General features: G+C 64.0%; 17 protein-coding genes. 9 read left to right on the top strand and 8 right to left on the bottom strand.

All coding sequences use genetic code 11. The annotated features are described in order from the left end of the window. Nucleotides 1-6: 6 nt before the first annotated feature. Genes arnF through arnB form a run of 7 tightly spaced genes read right to left on the bottom strand, consistent with a single transcriptional unit; the run spans nt 7 to nt 7,431 of the window. A complete protein-coding gene (gene arnF, locus QBK88_RS18580; RefSeq protein WP_277963175.1) occupies nt 7-408 on the bottom strand; it encodes a 4-amino-4-deoxy-L-arabinose-phosphoundecaprenol flippase subunit ArnF in 402 nt (133 codons plus the stop codon). Beyond that, entirely contained in the window at nt 405-749 is a 345-nt protein-coding gene (arnE, locus tag QBK88_RS18575; RefSeq protein ID WP_277963174.1) for a 4-amino-4-deoxy-L-arabinose-phosphoundecaprenol flippase subunit ArnE, read from the bottom strand. The genes arnF and arnE overlap by 4 nt, the downstream gene beginning before the upstream one ends. After that, a complete protein-coding gene (arnT, locus tag QBK88_RS18570) occupies nt 746-2,395 on the bottom strand; it encodes a lipid IV(A) 4-amino-4-deoxy-L-arabinosyltransferase (RefSeq protein WP_277963173.1) in 1,650 nt (549 codons plus the stop codon). Before arnT ends, arnE begins: the two co-directional genes overlap by 4 nt. Continuing rightward, the gene (arnD, locus tag QBK88_RS18565) at nt 2,392-3,276 is read right to left on the bottom strand and encodes a 4-deoxy-4-formamido-L-arabinose-phosphoundecaprenol deformylase (protein WP_277963172.1); all 885 of its coding nucleotides are present in this window, start codon (nt 3,274-3,276) and stop codon (nt 2,392-2,394) included. Before arnD ends, arnT begins: the two co-directional genes overlap by 4 nt. Next, a complete protein-coding gene (gene arnA, locus QBK88_RS18560; RefSeq protein WP_268140825.1) occupies nt 3,276-5,267 on the bottom strand; it encodes a bifunctional UDP-4-amino-4-deoxy-L-arabinose formyltransferase/UDP-glucuronic acid oxidase ArnA in 1,992 nt (663 codons plus the stop codon). Before arnA ends, arnD begins: the two co-directional genes overlap by 1 nt. Continuing rightward, nucleotides 5,264-6,286, bottom strand: a complete 1,023-nt coding sequence (gene arnC / locus QBK88_RS18555; RefSeq protein ID WP_445764957.1) for an undecaprenyl-phosphate 4-deoxy-4-formamido-L-arabinose transferase — start codon at nt 6,284-6,286, stop codon at nt 5,264-5,266. Before arnC ends, arnA begins: the two co-directional genes overlap by 4 nt. After that, nucleotides 6,283-7,431 (bottom strand): UDP-4-amino-4-deoxy-L-arabinose aminotransferase, encoded by a 1,149-nt coding sequence (gene arnB, locus QBK88_RS18550; RefSeq protein WP_277963171.1) that lies wholly within the window; start codon nt 7,429-7,431, stop codon nt 6,283-6,285. The genes arnC and arnB overlap by 4 nt, the downstream gene beginning before the upstream one ends. 626 nt (nt 7,432-8,057) lie before the next feature. On the opposite strand from arnB, the gene QBK88_RS18545 reads away from it, so the two are divergent. Continuing rightward, nucleotides 8,058-9,374: a sensor histidine kinase gene (locus QBK88_RS18545; RefSeq protein WP_268140829.1), complete on the top strand. Its 1,317-nt coding sequence runs from the start codon at nt 8,058-8,060 to the stop codon at nt 9,372-9,374. Here QBK88_RS18545 and QBK88_RS18540 read toward each other — a convergent pair. Next, nucleotides 9,356-10,027, bottom strand: a complete 672-nt coding sequence (locus QBK88_RS18540; protein ID WP_277963170.1) for a lipopolysaccharide core heptose(II)-phosphate phosphatase PmrG — start codon at nt 10,025-10,027, stop codon at nt 9,356-9,358. The genes QBK88_RS18545 and QBK88_RS18540 overlap by 19 nt on opposite strands. A gap of 299 nt (nt 10,028-10,326) precedes the next feature. On the opposite strand from QBK88_RS18540, the gene QBK88_RS18535 reads away from it, so the two are divergent. The 8 genes from QBK88_RS18535 (at nt 10,327) to QBK88_RS18500 (ending at nt 24,336) form a co-directional block, all read left to right on the top strand. After that, a complete protein-coding gene (locus QBK88_RS18535; RefSeq protein ID WP_268140833.1) occupies nt 10,327-10,593 on the top strand; it encodes a DUF1652 domain-containing protein in 267 nt (88 codons plus the stop codon). A 172-nt stretch (nt 10,594-10,765) separates the two neighbouring features. Continuing rightward, entirely contained in the window at nt 10,766-12,088 is a 1,323-nt protein-coding gene (locus QBK88_RS18530) for an OprD family outer membrane porin (RefSeq protein WP_277963169.1), read from the top strand. Between the two features lie 142 nt (nt 12,089-12,230). Continuing rightward, the gene (gene tpx / locus QBK88_RS18525; RefSeq protein ID WP_268140837.1) at nt 12,231-12,731 is read left to right on the top strand and encodes a thiol peroxidase; all 501 of its coding nucleotides are present in this window, start codon (nt 12,231-12,233) and stop codon (nt 12,729-12,731) included. Between the two features lie 220 nt (nt 12,732-12,951). Beyond that, nucleotides 12,952-14,256, top strand: a complete 1,305-nt coding sequence (locus tag QBK88_RS18520) for an MdtA/MuxA family multidrug efflux RND transporter periplasmic adaptor subunit (RefSeq protein ID WP_277963168.1) — start codon at nt 12,952-12,954, stop codon at nt 14,254-14,256. After that, nucleotides 14,253-17,420, top strand: a complete 3,168-nt coding sequence (locus QBK88_RS18515) for an MdtB/MuxB family multidrug efflux RND transporter permease subunit (protein WP_277963167.1) — start codon at nt 14,253-14,255, stop codon at nt 17,418-17,420. Before QBK88_RS18520 ends, QBK88_RS18515 begins: the two co-directional genes overlap by 4 nt. After that, nucleotides 17,417-20,524 carry an efflux RND transporter permease subunit gene (locus QBK88_RS18510; protein WP_277963166.1) on the top strand — a complete coding sequence of 1,036 codons (3,108 nt, stop codon included), beginning with the start codon at nt 17,417-17,419 and terminating at the stop codon, nt 20,522-20,524. The genes QBK88_RS18515 and QBK88_RS18510 overlap by 4 nt, the downstream gene beginning before the upstream one ends. Further along, on the top strand, nt 20,521-22,029 hold the full coding sequence (locus QBK88_RS18505) for an efflux transporter outer membrane subunit (RefSeq protein WP_277963165.1): 1,509 nt from the start codon (nt 20,521-20,523) through the stop codon (nt 22,027-22,029). Before QBK88_RS18510 ends, QBK88_RS18505 begins: the two co-directional genes overlap by 4 nt. Nucleotides 22,030-22,245: 216 nt before the next feature. After that, a complete protein-coding gene (locus tag QBK88_RS18500) occupies nt 22,246-24,336 on the top strand; it encodes an EAL domain-containing protein (protein WP_277963164.1) in 2,091 nt (696 codons plus the stop codon). Nucleotides 24,337-24,381 lie beyond the last annotated feature (45 nt).

Here is a 24,381-nt window from a genome sequence, read left to right as displayed (position 1 = left end):
CAGATCCTATGACTTGTTGCCGTGTGTACGTCGCGAATTGATGGTCAGCACGCCGAGGACGACCAGCGTCACCCCCAGGCTTTTCAACAGCGAAAAATGTTCATTGAACGCTGGCAGGCTGGCGGCCAGCAGGTAGACCAGCGCATAGCTGACGCTGAGCAGCGAATAGGCGCGGCCCAGGGGCAGGTGCTGCAGCGCCCCCAGCCAGCACAGCATCGATAACGCATAGGCAAGGATGGCCGCCATCACCACGCCCAGCGCCAGCCATGGCACCGGCCCGTTGGCCAGTGTGTCCAGCCACTGCGCCGGCACAGGCAGGCGCGTCATGCTCCAGCGCATGCCCAGTTGCGCGCCACTGACCAGCACGACACTGCCCCCCGCCAAGGCAAAGCCCTGCACCCGGCTCATGCCTGCCACCCCAGCAACAGCACGCCAGCCATGACAATGCCCACCCCCACCCAATGGCGGGCGTCCACGTGTTCCTTGAACACGAAACGCGCCACCAGGGTAATCAGCACGAAATTGAGGCTGAGCATGGGGTAGGCGATGCCTACTTCCAGGTGCTGCAGCACCAGCAGCCAGAGCAACAGGCCCAGGCCCAGGCACAGCAGCGCCAGCCACAGCCAGGGCGTGGCCAGTTTCGCCAGGGCGCCGGCCGGTGCATCGCGCCAGGACTCCACGGCCAGCTTCTGCGCGATCTGGCCCAGGCACGTGAGGGTGCAGGCGGCCAGCAACAGGAGAAAGATCATGGCGGCGTCTGGCTGTAGAACAGGATGGTGATGTTCCCTTGCTCGAAGCGCTGGGTGTAACCCTCCAGCCGGGTCAGCTCGCTGTCGTCCTCGTGATCCTTGATGCGCAGCACCACGGCCACCGTGCCCTGTCGGCGCGCCTCGGCCAACCACTGCGGGCCTTCCAGGAACAGCACCAGGCGCTGTTTGGCGTCCGGGTAGCTCAGCCCGTACTTGGTTTCGCCAGACGTGGCGAACAGGGTGATGTCGGGACGCGCGGTGTGCCATGCCAGGGCCGCCGCGGCGCCCAGGTCATTGCTCATCAGCGAGCCGGCCTGGCGCAGTTGCTCGGTATGGTCAGCAATGAAACGGTCAGGTGTCTTGTTGTTGACCACCTTGTCGGGCAAGGCATTGGGCAGCAGGGCAGCGACCAGGCCCATGCCCACAGCCGGGGCGGCCCACCAGCGCAGCGGGCGCCACCAGGCGGCCAGGTTGCACAGTGTCCAGCCCACCAGGGCGCCGATCACCAGGCTCAGGTGCAACGGTTCATCCTGGTACACCGGCTTCTTGAGTTGCAGCCAGGCCACGGCAATCAACCCCAGCAACCCGATCACGGCATTGAGCAGGGCGTTGCTGCGCAGCGCCAGTGTCTTGCCTTGGCTGATCAACGTGTTCAGCGTGTCCCCCAGCAGCAACGCCAGTGGCAGCATGCAAGGCAGGATGTACGTGGGCAACTTGCCGCGTGACAGGCTCAGGAACGCCAGAGGCAGCAACAGCCACAGCAACAGGAACACGCGGCGCGGTTCGCCATGCTGGCGCCAGGCCTGACGTGCGCTGGCCGGCATCAGCAGTGCCCATGGCAGCGCCGACAACACCAGCAGCGGCAGGTAGAACCAGATGGGTTCGGCGTGCTGCGCGTCTTCGGCGGCAAAGCGGCGGATGTGCTCGTGCCAGAAGAAGAACGACCAGAAATCGGACTCCTGATGGTTGACCATCAGCGCCCATGGCGCCGCGACCAGCACCGCCACCAGCACGCCGAACAGGCCGAAGCGCAGCAGTTCACCGAAGCGCTTTTGCCAGATCATCCAGGGCACGGCGATCAGCACCGGAAACACCCAGGCAAGAAAACCCTTGGTCATGAACCCCATGCCACAGGCAACCCCCAGCAGGCCCCAGCTCAACAGGCGCTCACGGGGTGTGCGGCTGTCGAGGGCCAGCCACAGGGCCACCAGGCTCAGGTTTACCCACAAGGTGAACTGCGGGTCCAGGTTGGCGTAACCCGCCTGGCCAGCCACCAGGCCGAAACTCATGTACAGCACTGCGCAGATCACGGCCTTGCGGCGCTCGCCCCACAGGCGGTTGGCCACCCAGTACGTCAGCAGCGCGCTCAGGCCCAGGCTCAGGGCCGACGCCACGCGTACGCCGAACAGGTTCTGGCCAAACAGCGCCTGGCCGATCGCGATCAGCCAGTAGCCGGCCGCTGGCTTCTCGAAATAGCGCAGCCCCATGAAATGCGGCGCGGCCCATTTGCCGGTCAGCAGCATCTCCTGGCTCATCTGCGCGTAGCGGGTTTCGTCGGGGATCCACAGCCCATGGAAGGGCAGGGGCAGCAGGTAGAAAAGCCCGAATGCCAGCAGCAAGACGGGCAGGGTCCAGCGCAGGTTCATGGGCGTTGTACCCCGAGCCAGCCTTCGCGCCCTTCCAGGGTGCCGCGGGTCAATTGTTCCACCGGCAAGCTGCCGGGGTCGGCGGGCAGCAGTTGCCCCAGGGGTTGAAACTGTATCTGTCGCTCGCGTGCCGTGGCCAGCAGGCGGCGGAAATCATCGGCCATCAGAATCCCTTCCACTTCGGCGTGTATGGTGTAGTTGTTCAAGCCTCCAGGCTTGAAGCGTTCCAGGATGTAGTCATTGAAACCAGCGGCACTGACCGTTGGCCCCACCACCTCGTCGAAGGTGGGCAGGTCCACGGGCACCTGCACGGTACCCGGGGTGCCATCGACCAGGCGCGGCTGGAACAGGTGGCTGCCCCGGCAGTCGCTGTTGTAACGGAAACCGAAGTCTTCCTTGGCCTGCACCACGCGCTCGTCCGCGCGCCAGCCGGCGGCGGCGGAGCAATCGATGCGCTGGCCAAGAATGTCGTTCAGGGTTTCCACGCCACGGCGGATCTGCTCATGCAACTGTGCCTCGCTCCAGCGCCCGACGTTGGCCTGCCAGCCATGGTGGTCCCAGGCGTGCAGGCCGACTTCGTGGCCGGCGTCGCGGGCTTGGCGCATCAGGTGCCCCAGGTCACGGCCGATGGGCTTGCCTGGCCAAGCGGTGCCCGCTAGCAGGATGTCCCAGCCGTAAAGGCCGGCTGCATTGGAACGCAGCATCTTCCAGAGAAATCGCGGGCGGATAAGGCGCCACAAGTGGCGCCCCATGTTGTCCGGCCCGACACTGAAGAAAAATGTCGCCTTGACCTGGGCTTCGTCGAGCAGTTCGAGCAACCGCGGCACCCCTTCACGGGTGCCTCGGTAGGTGTCGACGTCGATGCGCAGACCTGCCTGCATCAGCGCTTGCTCTCGATTTCAACCATGGCTTCGCGCAGGAAGAAGTCCAGGGTCTTGCCGATGGTTTCGCTGAGCTCGATGGTGGGGGTCCAGTCGATCAGGCGGCGGGCGTTCTCGATGCTCGGGGTGCGGTGCGTCACGTCCTGGTAGCCATTGCCATAGAACGCCTTGCTTTCGATTTCCCGGAAGCCGGCGAACGGCGGGAAGTTGCCGCGCAGCGGGTGAGCTTCGAACTGACGCAGCAGCTCTTCGCCCAGTTGGCGGATGCTGGCTTCGTTGGTCGGGTTGCCGATGTTGATGATTTCGCCATCGCACTTGCCGTCGCGGTTTTCGATGATGCGTGCCAGGGCCTCGATACCATCGTCGACGTCAGTGAAGGTACGTTTCTGTTCACCACCGTCCACCAGGCGAATCGGGGTGCCTTCCACTAGGTGCAGGATCAACTGGGTGATGGCACGGGAGCTGCCGATGCGGGCCGAGTCCAGGCGGTCCAGGCGCGGGCCCATCCAGTTGAAGGGGCGGAACAGGGTGAACTTCAGGCCCTTGTCGCCGTAAGCCCAGATAACGCGGTCCAGCAGTTGCTTGGAGACCGAGTAGATCCAGCGTTGCTTGTTGATCGGGCCGACGATCAGGTTCGAGGTGTTCTCGTCGAAATGGGCGTCCTGGCACATGCCATAGACTTCCGAGGTGGAGGGGAAGATCACGCGCTTGTTGTACTTCACGCAGTGACGAACGATCTTCAGGTTTTCCTCGAAGTCCAGCTCGAACACGCGCAGCGGGTTGCGGGTGTATTCGATCGGGGTGGCGATGGCCACCAGCGGCAGGACCACGTCGCACTTCTTGATGTGGTATTCGATCCACTCGGAATGGATGCTGATGTCGCCTTCCACGAAGTGGAAACGGGGGTTGCCGCGCAGGTGCTCGATGGCGTCGGAGCCGATGTCCAGGCCGTAGATTTCATAACGGTCGTCGCGCAGCAGCCGCTCGGACAGGTGGTTACCGATGAAACCGTTGACGCCCAGGATCAGCACGCGGGTACGTCGCACGGGGCGGCCAGCGGCCTTGCCGACCAGTTTCGAACCTTCCACCAGGCCCAGTTCGCGGGCCAGCTGCGGGCCGCTCAGGTACAGGCCGTCGTTGTTGCGCTGGCCGGCGGTGATCTGCAGGGCGTCAGTGCCGCAGGCGATGCGCAGCGGTTCGACGCTGATCACGTGGCCAGGCTCGAAACCCTGGTTACCCGCGACCACTTCGGCGCTCCACACGATCAGCTTGTGTTCGCCCACGGCGCAGAAGGCGCCCGGGAACGGCTGGGTCACGGCGCGTACCAGGTTGAACAGTTCTTCGGCTGGGCGTTTCCAGTCCAGCAAGCCGTCAGCCGGGGTTCGGCGGCCGAAGTACGAGGCCTGGCTTTCATCCTGGGCAGTTTCGGTGACTTCGCCTTTGGCTAGCAGGGGCAAGGTTTCGTGCAGCAGGGTAGCGGCGGCATCACGCAGCTTGGCGTGCAGGCTCAGGCCGGTGTCGGCACGCTCGATGGCCACGCTATGCTGGGCGACGATGGCGCCGGCGTCCGGGCGCTTGACCATCCGGTGCAGGGTGACGCCAGTCTCGGTTTCACCGTTGACCAGCACCCAGTTGGCCGGGGCGCGGCCACGGTAGCGGGGCAGCAGCGAGCCATGCAGGTTGTAGGCTCCGTTTTTCGCGGTGGCCAGCACCGCCTCGCTCAGCAGGTTGCGGTAGTAGAACGAGAAGATGAAATCGGCGTCGAGCTTGGCGATACGCTCGATCCAGATGGGGTGGTTGGCGTCTTCGGGCGCGTGCACCGCAATACCCTTGCGAGCACACAGCTGGGCAACCGAGCCGTAGAAGTTGTTTTCCTTGGGATCGTCAGCGTGGGTAAACACGGCGGCGATGTCATAGCCTGCCTCGAGCAGGGCGTTGATGCCGGCGCAGCCGATATCGTGATAGGCGAAGACAACAGCTTTCTGGTTCATGAGGCAGCCTTGCTGGAAGAAATGGAAATCGATGTTTCAGGATGAGGTTCGCTGTCGGTGCCAACGGGGTCGTTGCTGCGCAGCACTTTCTCGATGAAGAAGCGCGGGCGGGCACGCACATCGCTGTACATGCGGCCCAGGTACTCACCCAGAAGGCCCATGCCGATGAACTGGCCGCCGGTGAACACGAACAGCACGGCGAACAACACGAAAGTCCCGTGGCCCGACCACGCGGCGCCGTAGATCATGCGCAGCACAATCAGCGCCAGGGCGAACAGCACGCCCAGCGCGGCCATGCCAATGCCGACCACGCTCAGCAGGCGCAGTGGCGTGGTGGTCATGCAGGTGACCAGGTCGAACATCAGGCTGATCAGGCGCATGGGGCTGTACTTCGAATCACCGTGCTCGCGCTCGGCGTGCTGCACCAGCACCTCGGTGGTATGGCGGGCGAAGCTGTTGGCCAGGATCGGGATGAAGGTGCTGCGCTCGCGGCAGGCCAGCATGGCGTCGACCACGCTGCGGCGGTAAGCGCGCAGCATGCAGCCGTAGTCGCTCATGGCCACGCCGGTGGAGCGCTGCACGGCCAGGTTGATCAGCTTCGAGGGCCAGCGGCGCAGCGCCGAGTCCTGGCGGTTGTTGCGCACGGTACCGACCACGTCATAGCCCAGCGAGGCCTGTTCCACCAGGCGCGGAATCTCTTCCGGCGGGTTTTGCAGGTCGGCGTCCAGGGTAATCACCAGGTCGCCGATGCATTGTTCGAAACCGGCCATGATCGCTGCGTGCTGGCCGTAGTTGCGGTTCAGGATCACCGCCACCACCGGGCTGCCCGGGCGCTCGGCGGCGTCCTGCAGAATATCGGCCGAGGCATCGCGGCTACCGTCGTCCACCAGCACGATTTCATACTTCTGGGTCAGCTGGGCACAGGCCGCTTCAGTGCGACGCAGCAGCTCCGGCAGGCTCTGTTCTTCGTTGTACACCGGTATCACGATGGACACGGTGTTGATCGGGTAAGGTCTCACGGGCGGTGTTCCAGAGTCTTTTCAATGGCGCAGGCAACACGCTCGACATCGTCGAGGGTCATGTCGGGGAACAGTGGGATGGAGCACAGGCGTGCCGAGTTCCATTCCGTGTTGGGCAGGTGCACGTCGGGAAACTTCTGCCGGTACCAGGTGTGCAAGTGCGTGGCGATGAAGTGGATGCCCGTCCCAATACCTTGATCTTGCAGGCCTTTCATGAAGGTTTCGCGGTCCATGCCACAGCGCTCGGGGTCGATGCGCAGGATGAACAGGTGCCAGGCATGCTGCTGCGGCCAGGCAGGCTGTGAAAGCGGCAACACCGGCAGGTGCTTGAGGCGCTCCAGGTAAGCCTGGGCCAGTTGCTCGCGCTTGGCGTTGATGGCGTCCACACGCTCCAGTTGCACCAGGGCGATGGCGGCGTTGATATCGGCCAGGTTGTACTTGAAGCCGGGCTCCTGAACCATGGCCTGAGGTTTGCGGCCGTGGGTCATGCGGTCATAGGCGTCCACGCCCAGCCCGTGGAACTTGAGCATGCGCACGCGGTTGGCGAACGCTTCGTCGTCGCTGACGAACATGCCGCCTTCTGCGCAGGTCATGTTCTTGATGGCGTGGAACGAGAAAATGGCGGTGCCCTGGGCGCCGACCTCACGGCCCCGGTAGCGGGTGCCCACCGCATGGGCGGCGTCTTCGATCACGCGAATGCCGTGGCGCTCGGCCAGCGCATACAGCGGGTCAAGGTCGAAGGCGGCGCCGGCGTAATGCACCGGAATGATGGCCTTGGTGCGTGGGGTGATGGCCGCCTCGATGGCGGCGACGTCGGCCATCAGGGTGTCGCGGTTCACATCGACGAACACCGGCGTGGCGCCCAGCAGGCAGACCATGTTCGCGGTCGACACCCAGGTCTGCGACGGTGTGATCACTTCGTCGCCCGGGCCGATGCCCAGTGCCAGCAGCGCGATGTGCATGGCGCCGGTGGCCGAGGACAGGGCCACGGCATGGGCGCTGCCCGTGCGGCGGGCGAATGCCTGTTCGAGCTCCTGGGCCTTGGGGCCGGTGGTAATCCAACCGCTGCGCAATACCTGCTCTACTGCGGCGATCTCCTGGTCACCCATGCTGGGACGGGAAAAAGGGAGAAAACTCTGATTCATGACATCCTCGGAATCTGACAGGCTTATGCGCTTCGTGCGTCATATGTGCCCTACGTTAGTCGTAGGACGATCCGTTATAGAGAGAGATTATTACCGCCGCAAGCTGAACGAACGCTTGCTGAACGACTTATTGATCCGGTTCATCCATTTGTGGGTAAAGGGTGACGCGGTAGGCATTGAAAGCGACTTTTACTCATTCGTATGTAGGAAATTTCTGATCAAGAGCACAGGAAAATCCAACTGATGGCGTTAATGCCGCAATGGGGGCGAATGTGCCTGTGCGGGCGTCAAAAAAGAGTGAGCCACTGATGAAAATGCTGTCTTGTGGCCATCCCTGCCGTGCCTTCGACACGTCTTTGACATCCATGAGTGTAAAAGGGGTGTCAGGCTCTGCACGAAATGCATCCCGGCCAGGCCCTGCTGCGTTGAAAACAGGCTCGTGCGCGAGTCCGATCGGATGGCCCATTTACCATCCGTGAAGTCGAGCGCGACCCCGGCCGTTCCTCGCCTGTTTTCGCCTGGCCAGGCCTTCACTGGAATACATTTCATACAGACCCTGGCTAGAATGATGTTCCTCACTGGTTCGCCCTCCTGGACTGTTGCATGACGTTGAGCCGCACGACCCCATGAATTCCATTTTCGCCCGTTGGAAAACCAAGCGCTCGCGCCAGAGTCTGGCTCAACGAATCATAGTCGTCTTTGCCGTGATGACCACATTGGTGGCAGGGGTGTTCGCTGTGGGTATCGTCGCGACCGTGCACGTGGTGGAGAAGAAACTCACCACCACGGGCCTGGGCGGCAACCTGCATCGCCTGCTGTTGATGGAAAACCGTGACGACTGGAGCCATCGGCCGGAAAAGGATGAGTTGTTTTTCGCCGACGAAGGTAACGGGGACCTGGCCATGCCGCCCGACCTGGCGCCGCTGGAGCCGGGGTTTCACGAAGTGCGGCGCCTGGAGCGCAGCTGGTACGCCATGGTCCGTGTGGTCAACGGCCGCAAGTACGTGCTGCTGCGCGACCAGCAGGGCTTCGAAGAGCGCGAGCGGTTGCTCTTCGGTGTGGTCATCACGGGCTTTGTCCTCAGCCTGCTGGGCTCGATCCTGTTGGGCTGGTTGCTGTCGCGCAAAGTCATGGCGCCAGTGATCCGCCTGGCCCGCCAGGTCCGCCACCGCGATCAGTTGCTGGACCTGGCGCCGCCGCTGGCCCCTGACTACGCCGCCGATGAAGTGGGCACCCTGGCAAAGTCGTTCGACGACACCCTGGGCCGCCTGCGCTCGGCACTGGTGCGCGAGAAGCTGTTCACCGGCGACGTCAGCCATGAATTGCGCACCCCCCTGATGGTACTGGCCAGCTCCAGCGAACTTCTACTGGAAAACCCAGGCCTGGACGCCCGCGCCCGGGACCAGGTCTCACGCATTGCCCGCGCCAGCAGCGCCATGCGCCAATTGGTGGATACCTTCCTGTTACTGGCCCGGGCCGAAAATGCCGAAGGCGGGCAGGGGCAGAGCGCGGGAATGCTGCAAGTAGCCCAGGAGCTGGTCGACACCTGGCGCACGCCCATCGAGCACAAGGGCCTGGAGCTTGTCTACCTGCCGGATGCCGTCGGCTCCCAGGTCTACAACCAGACCTTCCTGGGCGCGGTGATGGGTAATTTGTTGCGCAACGCCTGGCACTACACGGATGAGGGGTTCATTCGCCTGACCCTGCTGCCCGATGGTTTCACCGTGGAGGACAGCGGTATCGGCATTCCCGAGGAAAAGCGCCTGGAGATGTTCCAGCCGTTCGTGCGCGGTGATGAGCAGCGGGGCGAAGGCCTCGGGCTTGGCTTGTCATTGGTGCAGCGTATTTGCGTGAACGAGGGCTGGACGGTGACCCTGACCAGCCGTGAACCTCATGGTTGCTGCTTTGCGGTGCGCCTGGGTGATCAGCCTTTTACCCGGTGAAGCAGGCGTGGCCATTGTGAGGGGTTCAAGTACCCCAGCACCTGCGGCCTGCCGCTGGCGGGGTCCACCGACACGAACAGCGCGCTGGCGTAACTCGGGCCATCGCCACCGCTCAGGCCCGCCTGATCTTCCAGGGCGTTGATGCATTCACTGTGGGTGACCAGCACCAGGTTCTGGCCCGGTTGCTTGTGGGCGACCACGTCCTGAAGCATGGTCTTGCGACAGTTGGCCAGCCAGTCCTGAGGGGTGGCGGCTTCGCCGAACATGAACATGGCAGTCTGGCGGGTGCGGGTCAACGGGCTAGTCAGTACTTTCGCCTGGGTCATGCCCAGGGCTTGCAGCCCGTCGCCGACCTTGCTGGCCACCTGGCTGCCCGCCAGGGTGATGCCGTCCGCATCGCCCAGGCAAGCGTTGTCGGAGCGGTCGCAGCGCTCGCCGTGGCGCACCAACACCACGATCTTGCCGGCGTTCCAGCCCTCCATCAGCCCGGCATGGCGCAGTACCTTGGCCTCGCTGATATTGGCCGGCCCTTCGGGGCGCAGCGCCCAGGTGGTGGCGGAGGCGAGGGTGGCGAATGCCAGCAGGCCCAGGGCAATGACACGGCGGCGCAAGGCCAAGCGTGGTTGAGGCAGGGCGGCTGAGGTTACCGGCATTTTCAGTCCATACACTGGGAGAGTGGTGCGGACTGTAGGCGGTAGAGGGTTAAAGGCTGGTGAACGGAATGTGAAAATTTCAATGCCGGGGAGCATGTCGCGAAAAACATCCCCAGGCGCCCGAAAGTCCCGACAGGAAATCAGCTGAATCGATTACCCCGATTTCCCTCGAAACGACCCGGTCCAAAACAGCCCCGCGCTCCTGTCGCCTCCCCATTGCAACCCCAAATAACAGGGTATATATAGAGATTTGACGCGCCATTTGGCGCACCCAAACTGCCTGAACGAGGACGCCAAACATGATGACACTGGGACTCTGTTCGCTTGAGCTTCGTAACATCATCGAGTGCGCGTTTCTGCCGGCTCGATGCACCTGCACCGTGGCGCCGGACCAGTCGCTGACGGTGCAGGTGACCGACCCTGTCACCGGCCAGGTGGAACTGATGGTGACAGGTATTTCGACCGATCGTCTCAATAGTAGCCGCGCCATTTCCGAGTTGATCGGGGAGTTGCGCCAGGACCTGGAACACAACCGCACGACCTTCCCCCACGCCCTGGCTGGGTGAGAATAGCGCCGGCGCCGCCGCGCGGCGCCGGCCCCCGTCATGCCGCTGAAATCAGGGCACATCGCCACTCTCTAAATTTTGTTTCATGTTGTTTCATGGAACTTGTCTCGGAACTGTCATGTGTCGGATCCGTAATGGCGTCAGTTTTTACTGACCTGTAACGAGACCCGTGATGATCAAGAAGATAGTCCGTCCCCTGCTAGGTGCCCTGGTGGGTAGCGCTGCCCTGGCGGCCCACGCCGATTTCATCGACGACAGCCATGCCGACCTGACGCTGCTCAACCGCTACCTGAACCAGCAGGGCAGTGACGTGGTTGGCAGCAACAAGAAAGCCAACAGCGTGCGCGACTGGGGGCAAGGTTTCGAGCTCAACTTCAAGTCTGGCTACACCGAAGGCACCGTGGGTTTCGGCCTGGACCTGCAAGCCTTCTACGGCGTCAAGCTGGATTCGCAGGAACAGCAGGGCAGCATGTTCCCACTGGACGATGGCAAGAGTGCCAATCAGTTCGGTGTACTGAGCCCGACCTTCAAAATGCGTTTCCTCAAGGATGAACTGCGCGTCGGTACCTTGACCCAGAGCAACCCCATGCTGGCCAACACTGATGGCCGCCTGTACCAACAGACCAATACCGGTGCGCAACTGGTGTCCAGGGACCTGGACAACTATGTGTTCACCCTGGGTAACATCACCCAGACCAAGATTCGCAACGAAACCGGCGACCAGGACATGATCACCGGCGGCGGTGCCAAGGGCAGTAACCGTTTCAGCTACGGTGGCGCCGACTACACCGGCATCAAGAACACCACCCTGAGCGGTTGGTACTCCAACCTTGCCGACTACTACCAGCAGTTCTACCTGGGCCTCAAGCACACCGACGCACTGCCGGTGGGTAGCCTGGCCACCGACCTGCGTGCCTATCGCAGCCTGGGCACGGGCGGCAACGGCGATGGCGACAGCGAATACGGCGCGGCGGGTTACTACGGTGGCACCACCACCAAGGGCCGCATCAACCAGTCGACCTTCAGCCTGATGGAAAGCTACAGCCTGATGGGCCACACCATCGGCCTGGGTGCGCAGAAGAACACCGGCGACAGCGACTTCCCGTACCTGGATTCGGGCCTCAACAGCGGCGACGCCCGTCAGGGCCCTGGCAGTGGTGCCGACACCCCGGCGCTCACCAACCTGCAACTGAACAAGTTCCAGCACGCTGGCGAGCGTACCTTCCTGGCGCTGTACAAGTATGACTTCGGCCAATTGGGCCTCAAGGGGCTGGGCTTCTCGGCGCTGTATGCCCACGGTGATCAGATCAAGGTGGCCAGCGGTGGCGACAGCGAATGGGAACGTGACCTGGCGCTGAGCTACGTGGTGCCCGACGGCACCCTCAAGGGCCTTGGCGTAACCTGGAAGAATGCCCAGGCCAACCCGGAGATGACCGGCCAGACCCACCAGGACGAGAACCGCTTCTACGTCAGCTACGTGATGCCGCTCTGGTAACAGCGTAGCGGTGGCCCGTTCCCACAGGTCAGGGAGGCCTTTGGGAACGGGCACTCCGCTTCCTGCGAACATCGACATTTTATGTTCACGGGATTCGTGGTTAACTTCGTCTCTTTACCATAACAGCAGAAGGATTCCGTTCATGGCTCAAGTGACGCTCAAAGGCAACCCGGTTCAGGTCAAGGGCGAGCTGCCAAAAGTCGGTGCCAAGGCGCCTGCATTCTCCCTGGTCAGCGGCGGCCTGGCCGACGAGACCCTGGCCAGCTTCGCTGGCAAGCGCAAGGTCCTGAACATTTTCCCAAGCGTTGACACCCCTACCTGCGCCACCTCCGTGCGCAAGTTCAACGCCCAGGCCAACGAACTGGCCAACACCGTGGTGCTGTGCATTTCCGCTGACCTGCCTTTTGCCCAGGCCCGCTTCTGCGGCGCCGAAGGCCTGGAAAATGTGAAGAGCCTGTCCACCTTGCGTGGCCGCGAGTTCCTGGAGAACTACGGCGTTGCCCTGGCTGACGGCCCTCTGGCTGGCCTGGCTGCCCGCGCCGTGGTGGTGCTGGACGAAAACGACAACGTGCTGCACACCGAGCTGGTCGGCGAAATCGCCGAAGAGCCCAACTACGAAGCAGCCCTGGCTGTGTTGAAATAACAGGCGTGATGGGGCGTTGCCGCCCATGGTAGGACCCGCTTGGAGAGCAAGGATGCTCACACGTCGTAACAAATGAAACGGCCTGGAGTCTTCCAGGCCGTTTGCATTTCAGACTGCCACTACGTAAATACCCGGTAAAGCCGCTTTGCACGTGCCGTTACAATGATTATCGTTCTGCCTCCTGAACCTGAACCCCATTCGAACAAGGGTCAACTTCCCCATGCAACCCGCCGGTACCCGTAAATTTCCCCGTTGGCTGTTTGGCCTGTTGATCCTCGTGCTGTTGGTCGCCGCCGGTGTTTACTGGCGCTCGCACTCTACCAGCGCCCAGCATGAAGCCGGTCCCCCCGAAAAGGGCCGGCCCCACGGCGGCCGCCCGGGCGGCAACCCCATGCGCCCGGGCTTCGGCCCCAGCAGTGGGCCCACCCCCGTACGGGTGGCACCGGTGACGGTGGGCGACTTCCCGGTCTATAACAAGGCGCTGGGCACGGTGACCGCCACCAACACCATCAGCGTGCGCAGCCGCGTGGCCGGGGAACTGGTGAAGGTGGCATTCCAGGAAGGGCAGATGGTCAAGGCCGGTGACCTGCTGGCGGTCATCGACCCGCGCCCCTATGAAATCGCGCTGCAGCAGGCCCAGGGCACGCTGGCTCAGGACCAGGCGCAATTGAAGAACGCACAGATGGACTTGCAGCGTTACAAGGACCTGTTCGCCCAGGACAGTATCGCCAAGCAAACCCTGGACACCGCCGCCGCCCAGGTGGGGCAGTACCAGGGCACGCTGCTCACCGACCAGGCCAATGTCAACAACGCCAAGCTGAACCTGGAGTTCACCCAGATCCGCGCGCCCATCAGTGGCCGCGTGGGCCTGCGCCAGCTGGACGTTGGTAACCTGGTGGCCGCCAATGACACCACTGCCCTGGCGGTGATCACCCAGGTGCAGCCGATCAGCGTGGTCTTCACCCTGCCCGAAACCACCCTGGACCCCGTGCTGGCCCGCGTGCGCAGTGGGGCTACCTTGCCCGTGGAAGCCTGGGACCGCGGCGACCGCAACCAGCAGGCCACCGGCGTGCTGCACAGCATCGACAACCAGATCGACACCACCACCGGCACGCTGAAATTCAAGGCCTATTTCGATAACAAGGACCTGGCCCTGTTTCCCAACCAGTTCGTCAACGTCCACCTGCTGTCCGACACCTTGCGCCAGGTCACCCTCGCGCCGTCGGCGGCCGTGCAGTTCGGCACCAATGGCACCTTCGTGTATGCCATGGACGGCGACAACAAGGTGCGAATCCGCACCCTGAAGATCGGCGCTTCGGACGGCAACGTCACGGTGGTCGAGGACGGCCTGGCCAAGGGCGACCGCGTGGTGCTGGAAGGCACCGACCGCCTGCGCGACGGCAGCAGCGTGGAAGTGGTCAACGACCCGGCTCAGGTACCCACCACGCCCGGCCAGCACCTCAAGGGCGAGGATGCCGCCGGCAAGCAGGCCGGCAATGGCCAGCGGAGCAAGGCGGGCGTATGAATCTGTCGCGGCTGTTCATCCTGCGTCCGGTAGCCACCACGCTGAGCATGCTGGCCATTGTTCTGGCCGGCTTGATCGCTTACACCATGCTACCGGTATCGGCGTTGCCCCAGGTCGACTACCCGACCATTCGGGTCATGACCCTGTACCCCGGCGCCAGTCCGCAAGTGATGACCAGCGCCGTGACCGCGCCCCTGGAACGCCAGTTCGGGCAGATGCCCGGGCTCAGCCAGATGGCCTCCACCAGTTCGGGCGGCGCCTCGGTGCTGACATTGCGCTTCAGCTTGGACGTCAACATGGATGTGGCCGAGCAACAGGTGCAGGCAGCGATCAACGCCGCCACCAACCTGCTGCCCACCGACCTGCCGGCGCCACCGGTGTACAACAAGGTCAACCCGGCCGACACCCCGGTACTGACCCTGGCGGTCAGCTCAAAGACCATGCTGCTGCCCAAGCTCAATGACCTGGTCGACACGCGCATGGCCCAGAAGATCGCGCAGATCACCGGCGTGGGCATGGTGTCCATCGCGGGGGGCCAGCGCCAGGCCGTGCGCATCAAGGTCAACCCGGAGGCCTTGGCGGCCAACGGCTTGAACCTGGCCGACGTGCGTACACTGATCGCCGCGTCCAACGTCAACCAGCCCAAGGGCAACTTCGACGGCCCCACCCGGGTGTCGATGCTCGACGCCAATGACCAGATGGTCTCCCCCGAAGAATACGCCAACCTCATTCTCAGCTACCGCAACGGCGCGCCACTGAGGCTCAAGGATGTCTCCACCATCGTCGACGGCGCCGAGAACGAGCGCCTGGCGGCCTGGGCCAACCAGAACCAGGCGGTATTGCTGAACATCCAGCGCCAGCCGGGGGCCAACGTCATCGAAGTGGTGGACCGGATCAAGGCGGTGTTGCCGTCGATCACCGACAACCTGCCTGCGGGCCTTGACGTGACCATCCTCACCGACCGCACCCAGACCATCCGCGCCTCGGTCAAGGACGTGCAGCATGAACTGCTGTTTTCCATTGCCCTGGTGGTGTTGGTGACCTTCCTGTTCCTGCGTCGCTTCAGCGCTACCATCATCCCGTCGGTGGCCGTGCCGCTGTCGCTGATGGGTACGTTCGGCATCATGTACCTGGCCGGGTTCTCCATCAACAACCTGACCCTGATGGCCATGACCATCGCCACCGGCTTCGTGGTGGACGACGCCATCGTCATGCTGGAGAACATTTCCCGCCACATCGAGGAAGGCGAGACGCCCTTGCAGGCGGCGCTCAAGGGCGCCCGGCAGATCGGTTTCACCCTGCTGTCGCTGACCTTCTCGCTGATCGCCGTGTTGATCCCGTTGCTGTTCATGGCCGACGTGGTAGGGCGCCTGTTCCGCGAGTTCGCCATCACCCTCGCGGTGGCCATCCTGATTTCCCTGGTGGTGTCCCTGACGCTGACGCCGATGATGTGCGCGCGCTTGCTCAAGCGCGAGCCCAGGCCCGAGGAGCAGACGCGCTTCTACCGCGCCAGCGGCGCCTGGATCGACTGGCTGGTCGAGGCCTACGGCCGCAAACTGCAATGGGTGCTGCGTCACCAGCCGTTGACCCTGCTGGTGGCCATCGCGACCCTGGGCCTCACGGTATTCCTGTATCTGGTGGTGCCCAAGGGTTTCTTCCCGGTGCAGGACACCGGCGTCATCCAGGGCATCACCGAGGCGCCGCAGTCGATCTCCTTCAGTGCCATGAGCCAGCGCCAGCAGGACATGGCCAAGGTCGTGCTGCAGGACCCGGACGTGCAGAGCCTGTCGTCCTACATCGGTGTGGACGGTGACAACGCCACCCTCAACAGTGGGCGCATGCTCATCAACCTCAAACCCCTGGGCCAGCGCAGCCTGACGGCCAGCCAGGTGATCGAGCGCATCCAGCCAGAAGCCGACAAGCTGGTGGGCATGCGCCTGTTCCTGCAGCCGGTGCAAGACCTGACCATCGAAGACCGGGTCAGCCGGACCCAGTATCAGTTCAGCCTGTCGTCCCCCGATGCCGACCTGTTGAGCCAGTGGAGCGGCAGGCTGGTGGATGCCCTGCGCCAACACCCGCAGCTCACCGACGTGGCCAGCGACCTGCAGGACAAGGGCCTGCAGGTGTACCTGGTGATCGACCGCGACCAGGCCAAGCGCCTGGGCGTCAACGTTTCCGACATTACCAACGCCTTGTACGATGCCTTCGGGCAGCGGCAGATCTCCACCATCTACACCCAGGCCAGCCAGTACCGCGTGGTGCTGCAAGCGGCCAACGCCTCGACTGTCGGGCCCCAGGCGCTGGAACAGATCTACGTCAAGAGCACCCCCAGCGACAGCGCCATCACCCAGACCGTGTCCACCACCCTGACGGGGGCCACGTCGGCGTTGCCGGTGACCAACAGTACCCAGGTGCGCCTGTCCAGCCTGGCGCACATCGAGCAGCGCCAGGCGCAACTGGCCATTTCCCACATTGGCCAGTTTCCGGCGGTGATGGTCTCGTTCAACCTGGCACCCGGCGTGGCCCTGGGCCAGGCGGTGGAACTGATCGAACAGGTACAGAAAGACATCGGCATGCCCATCGGCGTGCAGACCCAGTTCCAGGGCGCGGCACAGGCGTTCCAGGCTTCGCTGTCGAGCACCTTGCTGCTGATTCTGGCGGCGGTGGTGACCATGTACATCGTGTTGGGCATTCTCTACGAGAGCTACATTCACCCCATCACCATTCTGTCGACCTTGCCGTCCGCAGCCGTGGGGGCCTTGCTGGCCTTGCTGCTCAGCGGCAATGACCTGGGCATGATCGCCATCATCGGCATCATCCTGTTGATCGGTATCGTCAAGAAGAACGCGATCATGATGATCGACTTTGCCCTGGACGCCGAGCGCACCCAGGGCCTGGACCCGCAGACGGCCATCTATCAGGCGGCGCTGCTGCGTTTCCGGCCCATTCTGATGACCACCATGGCGGCGCTGTTCGGTGCCGTGCCCTTGATGCTGGCAGGTGGTTCGGGCGCCGAGCTGCGCCAGCCGCTGGGCCTGGTGATGGTGGGCGGGCTGCTGGTGAGCCAGGTGCTGACGCTGTTCACCACGCCGGTGATCTACCTGTACTTCGACCGCCTGGCGCGGCGCTGGCGCAAGGCCCCGGCAGAGCAGGCACCGGCATGAACCTGTCCGGCCCCTTCATTCGCCGCTCGGTAGCGACCATGCTGCTCAGCGTCGCGGTGATGCTGCTGGGCGGCGTCAGCTTCGGCCTGCTGCCGGTGTCGCCGTTGCCGCAGATGGACTTTCCGGTGATCGTGGTCTCCGCCAACCTGGCTGGCGCCAGCCCCGAAGTCATGGCATCCACCGTGGCCACGCCGCTGGAGCGCGCCTTCGGCAGTATCGCCGGGGTGACCAACATGAACAGTCGTTCCAGCCAAGGCTCCACGCGGGTGATCCTGCAGTTCGACCAGGACCGTGACATCAACGGCGCCGCGCGCGAAGTGCAGGCGGCCATCAACGCCTCAAGGCCACTGTTGCCCAGTGGCATGCGCAGCATGCCCACCTACAAGAAGGTCAACCCGGCCCAGGCGCCGATCATGGTGCTGTCGCTGACCTCCGACGTGCTGCAGAAAGGCCAGCTCTATGACCTGGCCTCCACCATCCTGTCCCAGAGCCTGTCCCAGGTGGACGGGGTAGGGGAGGTGCAGATCGGCGGCAGCTCGTTGCCGGCGGTGCGCGTGGAAGTGGAACCCGACCTGCTCAACCAGTACGGCGTGGCCCTGGACGAGGTACGTACCACCATTGCCAACGCCAACGTGCGGCGGCCCAAGGGCTTTGTCGAGGACGGCGAGCGCAACTGGCAGGTGCAGGCCAACGACCAATTGGAAAAGGCCAAGGACTACGGCCCGCTGATCATCCGCTACCAGAACGGCTCGGCGCTGCGCCTCAGTGACGTGGCGCGCCTGAGCGACGGTGTCGAGGACCGCTACAACGCCGGTTTCTTCAATGACGAATCGGCCGTGCTGCTGGTCATCAACCGCCAGGCAGGCGCCAACATCATCAAGACCGTGGCGCAGATCAAGGCGCAACTGCCGGCCCTGGAAGCCGTGCTGCCGGCCAGCGTGCGGCTGAACATCGCCATGGACCGCTCGCCAGTGATCACCGCCACCCTGCACGAGGCCGAGAGCACGCTGCTGATCGCCGTGGCCCTGGTGATCCTGGTGGTGTACCTGTTCCTGGGCAACTTCCGCGCCTCGTTGATCCCCACCCTGGCAGTGCCGGTGTCGCTGGTCGGCACGTTCGCCATCATGTACCTGTGGGGCTTCTCGCTGAACAACCTGTCGCTGATGGCCCTGATTCTTGCCACCGGGCTGGTGGTGGACGATGCCGTCGTGGTGCTGGAGAACATCTCCCGGCACATCGACGCCGGCATGGCGCCGATGAAGGCCGCCTACAAGGGGGCCGAAGAGGTGGGCTTCACGTTGCTGGCCATGAACGCGTCGCTGGTGGCGGTGTTCATGGCGATTCTGTTCACCGGCGGCATTATCGAAAAACTGTTCCGCGAGTTCTCCATCACCCTGTCAGCGGCCATCGTCGTTTCGCTGCTGGTGTCCCTGACCCTCACGCCCATGCTCTGTGCCCGCTGGCTCAAGCCCCATGTGCCAGGCAACGAGAACCGCCTGCAACGCTGGAGCAGCCGCGTTCACGAGCGCCTGGTGCAGGGTTACGACCGCAGCCTGGGCTGGGCCCTGGCGCACCGGCGGCTGACGCTGATCAGCCTGCTGCTGACCATTGGCGTCAACATCGCCCTGTACGTGGTAGTGCCCAAAACCTTCATGCCACAACAGGACACCGGGCAACTGATGGGCTTTGTGCGCGGCGACGACGGCCTGTCGTTCACGGTCATGCAGCCAAAGATGGAGGCCTTTCGGCGGGCGATCATCGCCGACCCGGCGGTGCTCAGCGTCGCCGGCTTCATTGGCGGCAACAACGGCACCAACAACGCCACTATCCTGGTGCGCCTCAAGCCCATCAAGGAACGTGACGTCAACGCCCAGCAGGTCATCGAGCGCCTGCGCAAGGAACTGCCCAAAGTGCCTGGCGCGCGGCTCATGCTGATGGCCGACCAGGACCTGCAGTTCGGGGGCGCCCGTGACCAGACCACCTCCCAGTACCAGTACATCATCCAGAGTGGCGACCTGGCTGCGCTGCGCACCTGGTACCCGAAGATCACCGAGGCGTTCAAGAAACTGCCTGAACTCACCTCCATCGACGCCCGCGAAGGCCGCGGGGCGCCCCAGGTAACCCTGGTGGTGGACCGCGACCAGGCCAAGCGCCTGGGCATCGACATGAGTACCGTGACCGCGGTATTGAACAACGCCTACAGCCAGCGGCAGATCTCCACCATCTACGACAGCCTCAATCAGTACGAAGTGGTGATGGAGATCAACCCCAAGTATGCCCAGGACCCGGTCACCCTGGACCAGGTGCAGGTGATCAACTCCGCGGGGGCGCGGGTGCCCCTGTCCAGCATCGCCCATTACGTGAACAGCCTGGCCGACGACAGCGTCAGCCACGAGGGCCAGTTCGCCTCGGAAAGCATCTCCTTCGACCTGGCCGAAGGCGTGCCCCTGGACCGCGCCACCGCCGCCATCGAGCGAGCGATCGCGGGGCTGGGGCTGCCGGAAGACATCATCGTCAAGGTGGCCGGCACCGGTGATGCCTTTGCCGCTGCCCAGAAGGGCCAGCCGTGGATGATCCTCGGTTCGCTGGTGCTGGTGTACCTGGTGCTGGGCATCCTGTATGAAAGCTACGTGCACCCGTTGACCATTCTCTCGACCCTGCCGTCAGCCGGCGTCGGTGCGCTGCTGAGCATCTACCTGACGGGCGGGGAATTCAGCCTGATCTCGTTGCTGGGCCTGTTCCTGCTGATCGGCGTGGTGAAGAAGAATGCCATCTTGATGATCGACCTGGCCCTGCAACTGGAACGCGAGCAGGGCATGGGCCCGCTGGATTCCATTCGCCAGGCCTGCCTGCAGCGCCTGCGGCCCATCCTGATGACCACCCTGGCGGCCATCCTCGGCGCCGTGCCGCTGCTGATGGGTGGCACCGAGGGTGCCGAGATGCGCCAGCCCCTGGGCCTGGCCATCATCGGCGGCCTGGTGTTCAGCCAGGTCCTGACCCTGTACACCACCCCGGTGGTGTACCTCTACCTTGATCGCCTGCGCCACCGGGTCAACCGCTGGCGTGGGGTACGCACCGACGCATCTCTGGAAACCCCGCTATGACCGACTGCCCGACGCCGACCGTGCTGCGCCCCATGACTTGCCAGATGGCCACCGTGCGTGGCTCGCGGCGGCTCAACCTGAGCCTGAGCGCGCTGATGCTCAGTGGCCTGCTGCTGGGTGGCTGCGCCGTGGGCCCCGACTACAAGCGCCCCGAGGTCGCGGCGCCGGCGCAGTTCAAGCAAGCCCAGGGCTGGCGCCAGGCGCAGCCCAGCGACGCCCTGGCCCGTGGGGCCTGGTGGGAATTGTATGGCGACGCCCAGCTCAACGGCCTGGTGGAACGCCTCAATCACTCCAACCAGACTGTGGCCCAGTATGAAGCCCAGTACCGCCAGGCCCAGGCCCTGGTCAAGAGCGCCCGCGGCGCGTTCTTCCCCACCGTTGACCTCAGCGCCGGCAAGACCCGCTCGGCCCAGGGTGCCGGCAGCAGCAATTCGAGCCTGAGCAGCGCCAGCAGCGGTATCCGCAATACCTACAGCACCCAGGCCAGCGTCAGTTGGGAGGCGGATGTGTGGGGCAAGCTGCGCCGGGGCCTGGAGGCCGACAAGGGCAGCGCCCAGGCCAGCCTCGCGGACTTGGCCGCCATGCGCCTGAGCCTGCAGTCGGAACTGGTGCAGAACTACCTGCAACTGCGCGTCATCGACCAGCAGAAGCGCTTGTTGCAGGCGACCGTCGAGGCCTACCAGCGCTCGCTGACCATGACCCAGAACCAATACAAGGCAGGGGTCTCTGGCGCCGACGCGGTCGCCCAGGCCCAGACCCAGTTGCGCACTACCCAGGCCGACCTGGTGGACCTGGCCTGGCAGCGTGCCCAGTACGAGAACGCCATCGCCGTGCTGATGGGCGTGACCCCGGCCGATTTCAGCCTGGCCGAAACCGGCGACATCCCGGCGCTGCCGCAGATCCCCGTGCAGGTGCCGTCCCAGTGGTTGGAACGGCGCCCCGACATCGCCGCCGCCGAGCGCTCGGTGATGGCCGCCAACGCCAACATCGGCGTAGCAAAGAGCGCCTATTATCCAGACTTCACCCTGAGCCTGTCCGGGGGCTACAACAGCAGTACCTTTGCCAACTGGCTGACCTTGCCCAACCGGTTCTGGTCGGTGGGCCCGCAGTTGGCCGGCACCCTGTTCGATGGCGGCCAGCGCTCGGCCGAGGTAGAGCGTACCGAGGCGGTGTATGACCAGACCGTGGCGCAATACCGGCAGACCGTGCTCAACGGTTTCCAGGAGGTAGAAAACTACATGGTCCAGCTCAAGGTGTACGAAGACGAGGCCCAGGTGCGCCAGCAGGCCCTGGAGTCTGCCCGTGAATCCCTGCGCCTGACGAACAATCAGTACAAGGCGGGGCTGATTGCCTACCTGGACGTCGTCACGGTGCAGGCCACCGCGCTGAGCAACGAGCGCACGGTCTTGAGCGTGTTGCAGAGTCGTCTGGTGGCCAGTGTGCAGCTCATCGCGGCCCTGGGGGGAGGGTGGGATGGGCAAATGGAATTGGTTCACACGCCTTGAAGCCGTTCGTCTGAAAGGTTAAGGTCTGTCCTGGTCCTGTACAACGCTGTACAGGGCCGGGACCCTTGTAGAAGCTGGGCGCGATAGTGGCAAAGCGATATCTCTCCAGGGCCCCGCATCCAGGCGCTCCGTGCAAGCAAACAAGCGTTTAATTGCGTACAATCCTGACTATTTACGGGCAGGGAACGCGTCGGACTTGCAGGTTTAGAGAGTCGCATGCTGATTGGTAGTTATTCACCTTCCCTGGTCGTGATTTCGCTGTGCGTGGCCATGCTGGCCTCCTACACGGCGCTGGATCTGGTCGGCCGTATTGCAACGGCCAAGGGCCGCGCCGTGCACCTGTGGATGGCGGGCGGCTCGCTGTCCATGGGCATTGGCGTGTGGTCGATGCACTTCATCGGCATGCTGGCCTTCAGCCTGCCCATCGCCCTGGGGTATGACCTGCGCCTCACCAGCCTGTCGCTGCTGATCGCCATCCTGTCTTCAGGGTTCGCCCTGTGGCTGGTCAGCCAGCCACGCCTGCCGCGGTGGCAACTGGCGCTGGGCGCGTTGGTCATGGGCAGCGGCATCGCCACCATGCACTACACCGGCATGGCGGCCATGCGCATGGTTCCAGGCATCCAGTACGACCCCGTGCTGTTCGTCGAGTCCATCCTCATCGCCATTGGTGCGTCGGCCGCGGCCCTGTACATCGCGTTTCGCCTGCGCCACGCCACGCCCCACGTGATGCTGGCCCGGGGCTGTGCCTCGGTGGTCATGGGCATCGCCATCGTCGGCATGCACTACACCGGCATGGCCGCGGCTATCTTCCCCGAAGGCAGCGTCTGTGGCGCCGCCGGTGGCGGGTTGACCGGTAAAGGCCTGGATTACATGGTGTTGATCACCAGCCTGTCGGTGCTGGGCATCACCTTGCTGACGTCGGTGCTCGACGCCCGCATGGAGGCCCGTACCGCCGACCTGGCCAACTCCCTGCGCCTGGCCAACCGCGAACTGACGCAATTGGCGTTGCACGACAACCTCACCGGCTTGCCCAACCGCATGTTGCTGGCCGACCGCATCGCCCAGGCCATCCAGATGGTCGACGAGACCGGTGGCTGTTTTGCCCTGATGTTCATCGACCTGGACGGTTTCAAACCGGTCAACGACGCCTTTGGCCACCACATGGGCGATGAGCTGCTGCGTGCCGTGGGCTTGCGCCTGCGTGGCAACCTGCATGGCCAGGACACCCTGGCGCGCATCGGTGGTGATGAGTTCGTGCTGCTGGTGGCGCTGCATGAGCCCAACGACGCGCCCACGGTGGCGGCCCGTCAGGTGAACCTGATCGCCCAGCCGTTCCGGGTGGGTGACCACAACCTGCAGGTCTCGGCCAGCATCGGCATTGCCATGTACCCAGGCAACGGCAATGACCAGCATGCCTTGCTGATGAACGCCGATGCGGCCATGTACCATGCCAAGAGCGCGGGCAAGAACGGCTACAGCTTCTTCGACGGCTCGATGAACACCAACGCCCGCAAGCAACTGCAATTGATCCAGGACCTGCGGGTGGCGGTGGAGCGTGGCGAGTTGCGCCTGCATTACCAGCCCAAGTTCGACGCTGCCAGCGGCCAGCCGGTGGGCGCCGAAGCGCTGCTGCGCTGGCAGCACCCTGAACTGGGGCTGCTGGGCCCCGACCGTTTCATCGAGTTGGCGGAAAAAACCGGGTTGATCATCGTCATTGGCGAGTGGGTGCTGGACGAAGCCTGCCGGCAGATGCGCGAATGGGCGCTGCAGGGCTACGGCCACTGGCGCATCGCGGTGAACCTGTCGGCGTTGCAGTTCTGCCACGTGGGCCTGGTGGCCAGCGTTGCCGCGGCGCTGCTGCGTCATGAGCTATCGGCCGGCAACCTGACCCTGGAGATCACCGAAACCACCGCCATGAACGATGCCGATGCGAGCATGAGCGTGCTGCGGCGCCTCTCGGACATGGGTGTGGACCTGTCCATCGATGATTTCGGCACGGGCTACTCCAGCCTGATGTACCTCAAGCGCCTGCCGGCCAACGAGCTGAAGATCGACCGTGGCTTCGTCCGCGACCTTGAGCAGGACAGCGATGACGCGGCCATTGTCTCGGCCATCGTCGCGCTGGGCCAGGCACTGGGCTTGCGCATCGTCGCCGAGGGCGTGGAAACCGACAACCAGCAGGCGTTCCTGACGCGCCTGGGCTGTGATGCCTTGCAGGGGTACCTGCTGGGGCACCCCTTGCCAGCGGAACGGTTCATGGCCGATATTCATGCCGCCGAAGCTCGCCAGCAGCGGGTAGGGGTCTAGCCGGCTCCCACAGGGCGCATTGAATCAGGCAACGCTAAACAACGT

Source organism: Pseudomonas sp. RIT-To-2 (assembly GCF_029623465.1).
Classification (GTDB): domain Bacteria; phylum Pseudomonadota; class Gammaproteobacteria; order Pseudomonadales; family Pseudomonadaceae; genus Aquipseudomonas; species Aquipseudomonas silvicola.
This window is presented reverse-complemented; position numbering and strand designations above follow the sequence as displayed.

What these genes read in the sequence shown, in the direction of transcription:
- arnB (WP_277963171.1), bottom strand. Translation starts at nt 7,431, where the DNA reads ATGAATCAGAGTTTTCTCCCTTTTTCCCGTCCCAGCATGGGTGACCAG.
- QBK88_RS18500 (WP_277963164.1), top strand. Translation starts at nt 22,246, where the DNA reads ATGCTGATTGGTAGTTATTCACCTTCCCTGGTCGTGATTTCGCTGTGC.
- QBK88_RS18535 (WP_268140833.1), top strand. Translation starts at nt 10,327, where the DNA reads ATGATGACACTGGGACTCTGTTCGCTTGAGCTTCGTAACATCATCGAG.
- QBK88_RS18520 (WP_277963168.1), top strand. Translation starts at nt 12,952, where the DNA reads ATGCAACCCGCCGGTACCCGTAAATTTCCCCGTTGGCTGTTTGGCCTG.
- QBK88_RS18515 (WP_277963167.1), top strand. Translation starts at nt 14,253, where the DNA reads ATGAATCTGTCGCGGCTGTTCATCCTGCGTCCGGTAGCCACCACGCTG.
- QBK88_RS18540 (WP_277963170.1), bottom strand. Translation starts at nt 10,027, where the DNA reads ATGCCGGTAACCTCAGCCGCCCTGCCTCAACCACGCTTGGCCTTGCGC.
- QBK88_RS18545 (WP_268140829.1), top strand. Translation starts at nt 8,058, where the DNA reads ATGAATTCCATTTTCGCCCGTTGGAAAACCAAGCGCTCGCGCCAGAGT.
- QBK88_RS18510 (WP_277963166.1), top strand. Translation starts at nt 17,417, where the DNA reads ATGAACCTGTCCGGCCCCTTCATTCGCCGCTCGGTAGCGACCATGCTG.
- QBK88_RS18530 (WP_277963169.1), top strand. Translation starts at nt 10,766, where the DNA reads ATGATCAAGAAGATAGTCCGTCCCCTGCTAGGTGCCCTGGTGGGTAGC.
- tpx (WP_268140837.1), top strand. Translation starts at nt 12,231, where the DNA reads ATGGCTCAAGTGACGCTCAAAGGCAACCCGGTTCAGGTCAAGGGCGAG.
- arnE (WP_277963174.1), bottom strand. Translation starts at nt 749, where the DNA reads ATGATCTTTCTCCTGTTGCTGGCCGCCTGCACCCTCACGTGCCTGGGC.
- arnA (WP_268140825.1), bottom strand. Translation starts at nt 5,267, where the DNA reads ATGAACCAGAAAGCTGTTGTCTTCGCCTATCACGATATCGGCTGCGCC.
- arnT (WP_277963173.1), bottom strand. Translation starts at nt 2,395, where the DNA reads ATGAACCTGCGCTGGACCCTGCCCGTCTTGCTGCTGGCATTCGGGCTT.
- arnD (WP_277963172.1), bottom strand. Translation starts at nt 3,276, where the DNA reads ATGCAGGCAGGTCTGCGCATCGACGTCGACACCTACCGAGGCACCCGT.
- QBK88_RS18505 (WP_277963165.1), top strand. Translation starts at nt 20,521, where the DNA reads ATGACCGACTGCCCGACGCCGACCGTGCTGCGCCCCATGACTTGCCAG.
- arnF (WP_277963175.1), bottom strand. Translation starts at nt 408, where the DNA reads ATGAGCCGGGTGCAGGGCTTTGCCTTGGCGGGGGGCAGTGTCGTGCTG.